This is a genomic window from Allobosea sp. P2_B12, from assembly GCF_056404835.1.
In genome coordinates, this window is record NZ_JBFUDG010000005.1 from 393,043 (window position 1) to 404,629 (window position 11,587).

An 11,587-nucleotide genomic window follows, 5' to 3' on the forward strand; every position below is an offset into this window, starting at 1 on the left:
CGCTCCATCACGCCGCAAGCGGGGGGGTATCGGCGGCGATCGCCTGCAGGATGGCGGTGACGTTCACAGCCTCGCCCTCCAGCACGGCGGTCTGCCTGCGGTCGCGCATCACGATCACCCGGTCGGCATAGCTCACGATCTCCTCCAGCTCCGACGAGATGACGACGAGAGCGAGGCCTTCCGTGCAGAGCTGCCGGATCAGGCGGATGATCTCGGCATGGGCGCCGACATCGATGCCGCGCGTCGGCTCGTCCAGAATGAGCAGGCGCGGCTCCGTTGCAAGCCAGCGCGCCAGCAGCGCCTTCTGCTGGTTGCCGCCCGAGAGCAGCCCGATCGGGCGCTCGGGGTCGGGCGGGCGGATGTCGAGCATGGTGATAAAACGCTGCGCGATCGCGTCCTGCTCGCGCCGCGACAGCGGATGCAGCGCGCCGCGCCTGGCCTGCAGCGCCAGCACGATGTTCTCGCGCACGGTGAGTTCGGCGACGATGCCCTCGGTCTTGCGCTCCTCCGGGCAGTAGCCGAAGCCGTGCCTGATCGCGTCGCGCGGCGAGGCCAGGCGCACGGCTTCGCCGTCGATCGTGAGCCGGCCGTGATCGGCACTCTCCACCCCGAAGAGCAGGCGCGCGGTCTCCGTGCGGCCCGAGCCGAGCAGACCGGCCAACCCCACGACCTGGCCGCTCGCCAAGGCGAGATCGAAGGGCGCGACATAGCCCGCCTTGCCGAAGCCCTCGAACCGGATCGCACCGCCCGCGTCGGGCGCGGCCTCGGTGGCGGCCTTGGCCGGATGCTCCGAGGCAGCCTCGCTGAGCTCGCGGCCCAGCATCATCCGGATCAGCTCCATGCGGGGCAGCGCCGCCGTCTCGCGCTCGCCGACGAGCCTGCCATTGCGCAGCACGGTGATGCGGTCGGTAATCGCATAGACCTGGTCGAGGAAATGGGTGACGAAAAGGATGCCGAGCCCCTTGCCGGCGAGGTTGCGCATGACGCGGAACAGGATCTCGACCTCATGGGCGTCGAGGCTCGCCGTCGGCTCGTCCAGGATCAGGATGCGGGCCGACATGTCGACGGCCCGCGCGATGGCGACGAGGTGCTGCACGGCGACTGAATAGTCGCCCAGGGGCGCGCCGACATCGATATCGAGGTCGAAATCGCGCAAGAGCGCGATCGAGCGGCGCCGCATCTCGGCCTCGTGCACCAGCCCGAAGCGGGTCGGCTGCCGGCCGAGAAAGAGATTTTGCGCCACCGTCAGATTCGGCAGCAGATTGACCTCCTGATAGACCGTCGCGATGCCCGCCTTCAACGCCTCGTCGGCCGAACGCGGCGCGACCGGCACGCCGCCAAGCGTCACCGTCCCGGCATCGCGCGTGACGACGCCGGTGATGGCCTTGATGAAGGTCGATTTGCCGGCGCCGTTCTCGCCGAGCAGCGCATGGATTTCGCCATGCCGCAGCGTGACGTCGACGCCGTCGAGCGCCGGGAAGCCCGCGAAGGACTTGGACAGGCCGCGCACGGCCAGGAGCGGCGTGGCAGCGGTAGCAGCTGTCGGGGACGGAGACGGGGACATCGGCACGCACTCCACTAAGGCCGCGCCGATGGGCGCGGCCGTGGGAATAAGCTCAGGAATAGGGGGCGTGCGCCCTCAGTAGCCGAGGTTCTTCTTGGAGTCGTAGACCTTCTGCGGATCGTCGGCCGCGGTATAGAGCTTCGATTCCGTCTGGATCCACTTGGGCGGAACGGTGCCCTTGGCCTTGTAGGCGGTCAGCGCGTCGAAGGCGGGGCCGGCCATGTCGGGGGTCAGCTCGACCGTCGCATTGGCCTCGCCGGCAGCGATCGCCTTGAAGATGTCGGGCACCGCATCGATCGAGACGGTGAGCACATCCTTGCCCGGCTTCAGCCCGGCTTCCTTCATGGCCTGGATCGCGCCGACCATCATGTCGTCATTATGTGCATAGACGGCGCAGATCGACTTGCCCCCGCCCTCGGCCTTGATGAAGCTCTCCATCACCTCCTTGCCCTTGGCGCGGGTGAAGTCGCCGGTCTGGCTGCGCACGACCTTGATGTTGGAGGTCGACGCGATCGCCGTGTCGAAGCCTTTCTTGCGGTTGGTCGCGACGCTGGCGCCGACCGTGCCCTGCAGTTCGACGACGTTGCACGGCTTCGTGCCGACCGTCTTGGCGAGCCACTTGCCGGCAACCTCGCCCTCATGCACGCTGTCGGAGGTCACGGCGGTGAGGTAGAGATCCTTGCCCGCCGGATCGATGTCGCGGTCGAGCAGGATGACGGGAATCTTGGCTTCCTTGGCTTCCTTCAGCACGGAATCCCAGCCGGTCGAGACGACCGGAGCCAGGAAGATCGCGTCGACGCCCTGGGCGACGAAGGAACGGATCGCCTTGATCTGATTTTCCTGCTTCTGCTGGGCATCGGCGATCTTGAGCGTGATGTTGCGCTTCTTGGCCTCGCTCTTGGAGACCGACGTCTCGGCCGCGCGCCAGCCCGATTCCGAGCCGATCTGCGAAAAGCCGACGGTGAGTTCCGCCGCGTTGACGGCATTGAGACCGCCGGCCAGCATGGTCGCGGCAAGCAGCATGGTCATGGATGTAGGACGGCGCATGAGCTTCTCCCGGATGATTATGAATCGAGGCGCCTCTACGTGCGCACCCCTGTTCTACCGGGCTCGTTTGAAGCTGTAAATAGTCATACTATCTTACTAATGCGCGCCCGGCATGCGGAAGGCCGCTTCAGGCCGCGAAGCGCGGCCTGCCAAGCTAGCGAGGTCATTGGTCTGCGTTAAGGCGAAATCGATACCGGGGGCGGTTTGGTTCTCACAGGCTGGAGCGTCGGACGGTGAGGTCGGAGCGTTTGAAGACGGCGGGGAGGAGTTCGACGCCGAGCCCGGGTCCTTCCATCGGCAGGACATGGCCGTCCTTGATCGTGGGCATGGTGGTGACGAGTTCGTTGTACCAGCCGGTGTAGAAGGCGCGCACCGATTCCTGGATCAGCGTGTTGGGCTGGCTGAACGAGGCGTGGATCGCCGCGATGAAGCCGACCGGGCCGATGCAGTCATGCGGCGCGAAGGGGCGGTGATAGGTTTCSGCCATCGCSGCGATCTTGCGGCCTTCGGTCAACCCGCCGGTCCAGCACARATCGGCCATGACGATGTGCATCGCGTCGCGGTCGAGCATCTCCTTGTAGGGRAAGCGCGAGCCCAGCGTCTCGCTGGCGCAGACCGACACSGTSGTCGAGCGCGCGAAYTCGGCCAGCGCCTGCGGCGAGTTCATCCGGATCGGRTCCTCGTACCAGCTCGGCTCGTACTGCTCGAGCACGCGGGCGATCTTGATCGCGGTCGGCAGGTTCCAGAGCGAATGCAGCTCGACCATGATCTCGATCTTGTCGCCGACGGCCTTGCGGATCTTCTCGAAGGGCTCGCAAGCCCGGCGCATCTGCTCGGGCGTGATGAACAGGCCCTGGTTCTCGATTCCCGCCGGATCGAACGGCCAGATCTTCATCGCCGTGATGCCGCTCTCCAGCAGGCTCTCGGCCACCGCATCGGCGCGGTTCATGAAGCCGTCGAGATCCTCATAGGGACCTTCGGTCTCGCCGAGATTCCAGGTCGAGACCGGCTTGATGTTGTGCGAGCGGACATAATTGTAGCCGGCGCAGGTGTTGTAGATGCGCTGCTTGTCGCGGCACAGGCCGCCGAGCATCTGATGCACCGGCTGGCCGCAGACCTTGCCGAAGACGTCCCACAGCGCGATGTCGACCGCCGAGGTCGCGCGGGATTCGACGCCGGTCGAGGCCTGCGCCATCGGCAGGTTGGTCATCTCCTTGTGCAGCGCCTCGATATGCAGCGGGTTCTTGCCGAGCAGCCGCATCGCCAGCGTGTCGTGCAGATGCGACTCGACCGCGCCGGCGCCGTAGAAGGTCTCGCCCAGCCCGATGATCCCGGCATCGGTGTGCACGCGCACCCACAGCACATTGGCGAACTCTTCCGTCCGCAACGTCTCGATCGCGGTGATCTTCATGGCACGGGTTCCTGATGGATTTTTCGATTTAGGGGCTGCATGGGCAGCGCAGCGGCGTTCTCGGTTGGACGGTCCAGGCCGCCTACGGCACGGAGTTCATGCAGCCGCCCGCATCGTCGGACGCCAAGGAGACCGGATGGACGCAGCGTCCGGCGAGCCGCCCGACCGGCCGCGAGGTCAAACAGATCAGACAAGCGGCTGGATCCTATGGGCGGTTCGGCTGCAAGGCGGGATGGGCCGGAGCACCGCCGTCGTCGAACATTTTCGCGGCGTATCTCCGGTATGATTCCCCGATATGCTTGCGCATCGCTTCGCCGGCCCCGTCGGGGTCCTTGGCCCGGATGCGGTCCAGAACCGCGGCATGATCGGCCCGGCGGATCGCGATGTTGGTGTGATCGCCGCGATCCCTGTCTCGCATGCTCCTGATCGAATCGAGCAGGGGCCCCGACACGAACTCCAGGACGCTCAGGAAGAGCGGATTATGCGCGGCATTCGCGATGGCGATATGAAAGGCGAGATCATGGGAGGCGCTGTCCTCTCCCCTGTCGTCGGCCGCGTTCATCTCCGCCGCGATCGCCTCGATGCGGTCGAGTTCCTCGGGCGTATGGCGAAGCGACGCCAGCTGCGCGGCCTCGACCTCCAGCCCGAGCCGGAACTCCAGGAACACCAGGATCGACTGTTCCGACGCCGAGATCTCCGCGCGGCGAAGCCGCAGCGAGTCCTGCTGGTTGACGAAGAGCCCAAGCCCGCGCCGGCTTTCGACGATGCCGTCGGCCTTGAGATAGGCGATGGCCTCGCGCACGACGGGCCGGCTGACGCCAAGCTGCCGTGCCAGTTCCGTCTCGGACGGCAAGCGCGCGCCGGGCTGCAGGTGACCCTTGCGGATCGATCCCGCCATCGCGGCGGCGGCGTCGGCGGCCAGGTTTGGCCGCGAACCGATAGATGACAGCAGCATGATACTCCCTCGATGCGGGAACATTGTCATGTTGCCAGTTGTTTGACAAGCTGACAGCCATCCGATTATCTGGCGCGCAATGGCGCCTCTTCAGAGCGCTTTCCGGATGGAGGACGAGATGATCCAGGGTACGCGCCGGGCTGTATTGGGATGCGTGGCGGGAGTCGTCGCGGCTGCTGTCGTTCTCGCTGCACCGGCAATCGCTCAGGAGGCGAAGACCGCCAAGCTCGGTCATTCCTTCACCGATTCCCATCCTCGCGCGGCCGCGATGAAGCGCTTTGCCGAAGAGGTCGCCAAGGCAACCAATGGCAGCGTCAAGATCGAGGTCTTCGGCAATGCGACGCTCGGTTCCGAAGAGAAGATGCTCATCGCGGTCCAATCGGGCACGGTCGATTTCTACATGGGCGCGCTCTCGCCGATCGCGACCCGGAAGAAAGAGCTGCAGATCTTCGACTTTCCGTTCCTGTTCGCCAGCGACGCCGAGGCCGCGGCCGTTCTCGACGGCCCGGCGGGCCGCCGTCTGCTCGACGGCCTGTCCGATATGAACATGCAGGGCCTGACCTGGTCCGGAGGCGCCTTCCGCAATTTTTCCAACAGCAAGCGTCCGGTTGCGTCCCTGGCCGACATGAAGGGCCTGAAGGTTCGCGTCATGCAGAGCCCGATGGCTCTGGCGAGCTTCAATGCGATGGGCATGAACGCCGTGCCGATGGCCTTCACCGAGGTCTATACGGCGCTGGAGACCAAGGCGCTCGACGGCTACGAGCATCCCTTCGTCGATATGTACGCCAACAAGATGTTCGAGGTGCAAAAGCACATCACGGTCACCAACCATGTCTACACGCCGGTGGCGCTGGTCGCCTCGAGGCGCTTCTGGATCTCGCTGACGCCGCAGCAGCAAGCCGCGGTGCAGGCCGCCGCGGAGACCACGCGTGCCTTCCAGCGCGAGGCCGAGTTGCGCGAAGCCGTCGACGTGCTCAAGGAGCTCAAGGCCAGGGGCATGGTCGCGACCGAAATGCCGGCTTCGGAGCTGGATGCGATCCGCGTGGCGATCCGGCCCGTCATCGAGAAGAACACCCAGGTGATCGGCGCCGCCTTCGTCAACGACTTCTACGGCGAAATCAAAAAGCAGCGAAAATGAGAGCCAATCCGTAGGCAGGCCAGGAGATGGGCTGTATAGCGAGCCCATCAAGAGCCGATTGGGAGATGAAACCGTGAACAACACGACTTTGACGCGAGCCGGCTTCGTTGCCGCGCTGACCGCTGCCTTGCTTGGCTCCACCGTCGCCTTTGCCGAGGTCAAGGCCAAGATCGGGCATGCGATGCCCGACACCCATCCGCAGTCCGCCGCAGTGAACAAGTTCACCGAGCTGGCGAGCACCTACACGAATGGCAATGTGAAGATCCAGCCGTTCCACTCGGCCATGCTCGGCAGCGACGAGAAGCAGCTCCAGGCCGTCCAGGCCGGCAGCCAGGAATTCTATATCGGCACGCTCGCGCCGCTTTCGACGCGCGTGAAGGAGGTTCAGGTCTGGGATCTTCCGTTCCTGTTCCAGAACGTGAAAGAGGTCTATGCGGTACTCGATGGTCCGTCGTCCAAGGCGATCTTCGACAAGATCGAGCCGAGCGGGCTGGTCGGCCTGACCTGGACCGGCATGGGCTTCCGCAACCTCTCCAACAGCCGCCGCTCGGTGAAGACGGCCGAGGACGTCAGCGGCCTGAAGCTGCGCGTGATGGCCAACCCGGTTGCTCTCGACACCTGGAAGACGATCGGCGCGAACGCGGTTCCGATGGCCTTCTCCGAAGTGTTCACCGCTCTCGAGGTCAAGGCGCTCGATGGGCAGGAGAACCCGCTGCAGCACATGTGGGCGAACAAGATGCAGGAGGTGCAGAAATACATCTCCGTGACGAACCACGTCTACACGCCGGTCGCCCTCGTCGCCTCGAAAAAGTTCTGGGACACGCTCTCGGCCAGCGACAAGGCCGGCGTCCAGAAGGCGGCCGTCGAGGCCGGCCTGCTTCAACGCAAGCTGCTCGACGAGGGTGATCGCGACGTCATCGCCAAGTTCAAGGACGCTGGCGTGACCGTCGATCAGGTCTCGACCGAAGATCTGAAAAAGGTCCAGGACAAGGTCAAGCCGGTGGTGGAGAAGTTCAAGGCCCAGATCGGCGACGAATTCGTCACCGGCTTCATGGCCGAGATCGCCAAGGCCCGCACGGCCAGCACCAACTGATCGCCCAAGACCGCGACGGCCGGCCTCGTGCCGGCCGTCCGCATTTCAGGCCGGCACGCTGCCGGCCGATCCTGCCGCATGCCCAGCAAGGTCAAGTCAGATGAGCGATGTGCTCGATAAAGCCGTGAGGGGATTTTACCGCCTCATCGAGATCATCCTCGTGCTCTGCATGAGCGTGATGCTGGTCATGGTGTTCGGGAACGTCGTGCTGCGGCTGTTCTTCAACACCGGCATCGACCTCTCCGAGGAGATGCCCCGCTTTGCTTTCGTCTGGATGACCTTTCTCGGCGGCATCATCGGCCTGCACCGGCGCAGCCATCTCGGCGTCGACATGGTCGTTCAGGCCCTGCCGATCTTCGGCCGCAAGGTCTGCTGGGCGATCAGCCAGGTCATCATGTTCATCTGCGCCCTGTTCATCTTCTACGGCACCTGGCTGCAGCACGACATCATCGCCGGCAATGCGTCCCCGGTGGCGCAGATCAGCATGCTCTGGGTCTATGGCGTGAGCTATGTGACCGGCGCCGCCATCGCGCTGATCTGCCTGTCGAACCTGCTCCGTCTGGCGCAGGGCAAAGTCCGCGACGACGAGTTGATCGACGTCCACGAGGAGGGGCTGACCGAGGGCCTCGAGGCCGAGCGCGACATGAAGGCGCATATGGCTGGAGGAGCCAAGCCATGATCGTCTTCGTCTTCATCTCCTCGCTGCTGGGCCTGATGGCGCTCGGCATGCCGGTCGCCTTCGCGCTGATCGGCTGCGGCCTCGCGATGATGCTCTATATGGGCATCAACGACCCGCAGATCGTCATCCAGAACATGTGGGACGGCGCCAACAGTTTCCCGCTGCTGGCTGTTCCCTTCTTCATGCTCGCCGGCGAGCTGATGAACGCCGGCGGCATGACGCGCCGCATCATCACGATGGCGATGGCCTGGATCGGCCATATCCGCGGCGGCCTGGGCTATGTCGCTGTGATCGCGGCGGTGATCATGGCGTCGCTCTCCGGTTCCGCCGTCGCCGATACTGCGGCGCTCGCCTCCGTGCTGATCCCGCTGATGCGCAATGCCGGCTACGATATCAACCGCTCCTGCGGCCTGATCGCCTGCGGCGGCATCATCGCGCCGGTGATCCCGCCCTCGATCGGTATGATCATCTTCGGCGTCACCGGCGGGGTCTCGATCACCAAGCTCTTCATCGCCGGCATCGTGCCGGGTATCATGATGGGCGTCGCGATCATGCTGGCCTGGCGCTGGAGCATCACGCGCGACAACCCGCGCGTCGAGCCCAAGAAGACAATGGCCGAGCGCTTCACCGAAACACGCAACGCGCTCTGGGCGCTGGTGCTGCCCGTCGTCATCATCGGCGGCCTGAAGATCGGCCTGTTCACGCCGACGGAAGCCGCCGTCATTGCGGCTGCCTATTCGCTCTTCGTCGGCCTCTTCATCTATCGCGAGATCAAGTTTTCCGACCTGTTCAATCTGATGTACCGGGCTGCCGAAACCACGGCGGTGATCATGTTCCTGGTCGCAGCCGCCGGCGTCTCGGCCTGGCTGATCACGACGGCGAACATTCCCCAGCAGGTCGCCGACATGGTCCAGCCCTTCATGGGCAACAAGATGCTGATGACCGCGGTGCTGATGGTCATGGTCCTGATCGTCGGCACGGCGCTCGACTTCACGCCGACGGTGCTGATCATGACCCCGGTGCTGATGCCGGTGGTCAAGCAGGCGGGCATCGACCCGGTCTATTTCGGCGTCCTGTTCATCATGAACAACGCGATCGGGCTGGTCACGCCGCCGGTCGGCACGGTGCTCAACGTGGTCTGCGGCGTCGCCAAGGTGCCGATGACCGGCGTCATCAAGGGCGTCATGCCCTTCATGATCGCGCAGATCACCGTCCTCGCCTTGCTGATCATCTTCCCGCAGATCGTCATGTGGCCGCTGCAGATGATGTCGCGCTGAGGCGCTGCACGCGTGGAGCGGATCGCGAATGCCCGCCTCCAGGACGGACGTTGATGGCTGCTCTCGACGCACTGCGGATGATGCTTCAATAGAGAAGGTAGCCAGCTAATCTCGTTATGGCAGGTTGCATGGGTCGTGAATGTTTCGTCAGCGGCGCTGTGTCGCGCGTCGCGTCCCCTGCACGACCGTTGGCGCCGTAACGACACCGGCCGCTCCGACAACCGCGCCCACTGGTCCACCTACTGCAGCGCCTGTACCAGCCACCGACTGCAGCTCCTCCAACCCGCTGCTCAGTCGTGTTGCAGGCACCCATCGCGATCGCGACGGTGATCAGAGCGGAAAACGTCCGGATTTTCAGGGCGCGTCCTGCCTGGCTCGGCAACGCGGACCGAAGATTGCAGTTCCCACCAGGTGCCGGGAGCCACTGAATCCATTTCGCCGGTTGCTTCATTCGGCCTTTCATCGGCAGAGGGCCTAATGAGAATGTCCGCTTTCGGGCGGCACATGGACTTCGGCTTGTGGCGCGTCTCCCTGTTCCTATTTGGCTATCCGCCGAGAATCAAAGCGGCAAACGTCAGAGATCTCAATCGATAACTAGATGCGCTTTCGATTGTGACATCGACCTTGCCGGCAGTCGGCAGAGCACGCGAGCAAGACGTGGCCCGAGACAGGTTTCCAGCCTGTTCCCTCCGGAACTTCCTACCTCCGACGGGGAGCCTAACGTTTGGTCATCGCAGATGCCAATCGAGGAGAACGCACATGGCCGGCCTTCACATCATCACGCTTCGCGGCAGCGTTGGCTGGAAGGCCAGAAACGACGCAAACGACGTCCGCGCGATCCAGCTGCGCCTGAACGTGCTCATGATGCCGCCGCGCGTTCCGCTGGTGGTTGATGGTCGGAGCGGTCCGAAAACCGAGCAGATGATCCTCGATTTCCAGAGGAATGCGATGGGCGTCGCCCAGCCGGATGCGAAGGTTGACGTTGGTGGAGCCACCCTCAGGGCGTTGAACAACACAGCCTCCATCGCCAGGTGGTCGGGTGCTGCCAACAAGCCGGGTGCCACACCCGCGCCAGGGACACCGGGCGCTGGTGGCGCACCGTATCCCGATGGGGCATCCAGCAACGAAAAGCTGATGCTCGACAAGATGCGCCAGTCGGCCGCGAGCGCCGGCTCGCCTGTCGCGCTCGCGGTCATCGAGCTGTTCGTTCAGAGCGACAATTTCAAGCTCATCAAGAACATCATGAACGGTGTCGGTTCCGTGCAGTGGGCCGCGGACTTCGGTTATGCGATCAAGGGCTTCAGTGCAGCAGGTGCCGATGCTCAGCTGATCTTCCGCGTGTTCAAAGAGTATGCAAATTCGCCGCTATGCGATCTCAAGCTCCTTTCGAATTTGTTGGCCGCTTCAAAGGGCAGCCCGGCATTTGCAGCCGCAGTCGCGAGGCTGGCCAAACTTGGCAAGATCCTGAACGTTCTCGGAGTTGCAGCCTGCGCGGTGGAAGTCATGATTCATGCCCGAAATGGGCGCTATGGCCCGGCTCTGGCTGAAGTCTACGGAACGGTAATGGGCATGCTCGTGCCTTGGGCCGCTGTCATCGATGCCATACAGGGCCTTGCTTTTGATTATGCACCGAGCCTGAGGGCCGACCCGATCGTGATCAACCTGTTCCGCTATCTCAACGCCGTGAATCCGATCGGTGCCGGCAAGAATGCCGTCGATTCCCTCGTGACCATCGGCGAGACGATCCTCATTTCGTTCAAGAAGGGGGAACTGGATGCGAGCAAGCTGAATGCACTTGTTGGTCGCATGCGGCAAACGCCACTTAAAGTCTTCGTCGAGTGGAGCGACATGCTCGATGCCTATGCCGGCGAAAAGATCGGCGACTTCATTTGGGAGAACTTCATGAGCTGAACCGCAACCACTGCCGGCCCGAAAGCCGGCTCGAGGTTTCAGCGGAAAACGAGAAACCGGCCAACCCCGGGATAGGCCGGTCCGGTTAACGCCCCCGGTGGCGTAGCGATTGACCTGAGACCCATTTCTCCTCCGACCTGAGGGAGAGTCCTGAGTTTCATTGACGTGCTCCCCGATTTTGGGCCAGCGCGAGCTGGAATCTTCCGGGGTTATGACGTGCTCCCCGATTTTGGGCCAGCGCGAGCTGGAATCTTCCGGGGTTATGACGTGCTCCCCGATTTTGGGCCAGCGCGAGCTGGAATCTTCCGGGGTTAGGGCTCATGCCGGCGGGGGCGCCGGAGAGCCGTTCATCAGCGATATCGGCGGCTTGTTGCCGATGGCGCTGTGTGGCCGGACCTCGTTGTAGTCTCTACGCCAAGCCTCCATTTTTGCCCGGGCGTCGTCAAGGCTCATGAACCAGTGCGTGTTCAGGCACTCGGCCCGGAACTTGCCGTTGAAGGACTCGATGAAGC

At 63.9% G+C, this 11,587-nt stretch carries 10 protein-coding genes; 5 read left to right on the forward strand and 5 right to left on the reverse strand.

Features of this window, described 5'->3' with window-relative positions:
• Positions 1 to 7: 7 nt before the first annotated feature.
• From AC1DYU_RS15420 to AC1DYU_RS15435, 4 genes are all read right to left on the reverse strand, one after another.
• Complete coding sequence (locus AC1DYU_RS15420) at positions 8 to 1,564, reverse strand: sugar ABC transporter ATP-binding protein (protein WP_476792390.1); 1,557 nt, start codon at positions 1,562 to 1,564, stop codon at positions 8 to 10.
• Between the two features lie 75 nt (positions 1,565 to 1,639).
• Positions 1,640 to 2,593 carry a galactofuranose ABC transporter, galactofuranose-binding protein YtfQ gene (gene ytfQ / locus AC1DYU_RS15425; protein ID WP_476792413.1) on the reverse strand — a complete coding sequence of 318 codons (954 nt, stop codon included), beginning with the start codon at positions 2,591 to 2,593 and terminating at the stop codon, positions 1,640 to 1,642.
• A gap of 229 nt (positions 2,594 to 2,822) precedes the next feature.
• Positions 2,823 to 4,022, reverse strand: coding sequence for a mandelate racemase/muconate lactonizing enzyme family protein (locus AC1DYU_RS15430; protein WP_476792391.1), 1,200 nt, complete (start codon positions 4,020 to 4,022; stop codon positions 2,823 to 2,825).
• A 205-nt stretch (positions 4,023 to 4,227) separates the two neighbouring features.
• On the reverse strand, positions 4,228 to 4,977 hold the full coding sequence (locus AC1DYU_RS15435) for a FadR/GntR family transcriptional regulator (RefSeq protein ID WP_476792392.1): 750 nt from the start codon (positions 4,975 to 4,977) through the stop codon (positions 4,228 to 4,230).
• A gap of 118 nt (positions 4,978 to 5,095) precedes the next feature.
• Here AC1DYU_RS15435 and AC1DYU_RS15440 point away from each other — a divergent pair, with 118 nt between their 5' ends.
• The 5 genes from AC1DYU_RS15440 to AC1DYU_RS15460 all read left to right on the forward strand — a co-directional run bounded on the left by AC1DYU_RS15440 (position 5,096) and on the right by AC1DYU_RS15460 (position 11,075).
• Positions 5,096 to 6,115 carry a DctP family TRAP transporter solute-binding subunit gene (locus AC1DYU_RS15440; protein WP_476792393.1) on the forward strand — a complete coding sequence of 340 codons (1,020 nt, stop codon included), beginning with the start codon at positions 5,096 to 5,098 and terminating at the stop codon, positions 6,113 to 6,115.
• Between the two features lie 73 nt (positions 6,116 to 6,188).
• On the forward strand, positions 6,189 to 7,208 hold the full coding sequence (locus tag AC1DYU_RS15445; protein ID WP_476792394.1) for a TRAP transporter substrate-binding protein: 1,020 nt from the start codon (positions 6,189 to 6,191) through the stop codon (positions 7,206 to 7,208).
• Positions 7,209 to 7,308: 100 nt separating this feature from the next.
• Entirely contained in the window at positions 7,309 to 7,887 is a 579-nt protein-coding gene (locus AC1DYU_RS15450) for a TRAP transporter small permease (protein WP_158487599.1), read from the forward strand.
• Positions 7,884 to 9,164 carry a TRAP transporter large permease gene (locus tag AC1DYU_RS15455; protein WP_476792395.1) on the forward strand — a complete coding sequence of 427 codons (1,281 nt, stop codon included), beginning with the start codon at positions 7,884 to 7,886 and terminating at the stop codon, positions 9,162 to 9,164. The genes AC1DYU_RS15450 and AC1DYU_RS15455 overlap by 4 nt, the downstream gene beginning before the upstream one ends.
• A 759-nt stretch (positions 9,165 to 9,923) precedes the next feature.
• Entirely contained in the window at positions 9,924 to 11,075 is a 1,152-nt protein-coding gene (locus AC1DYU_RS15460; protein WP_158487597.1) for a peptidoglycan binding domain-containing protein, read from the forward strand.
• A gap of 318 nt (positions 11,076 to 11,393) precedes the next feature.
• Here AC1DYU_RS15460 and AC1DYU_RS15465 read toward each other — a convergent pair.
• Positions 11,394 to 11,587, reverse strand: a 194-nt coding sequence (locus AC1DYU_RS15465) for an integrase core domain-containing protein (RefSeq protein WP_476792396.1), incomplete at its 5' end; no start/stop codon positions are given.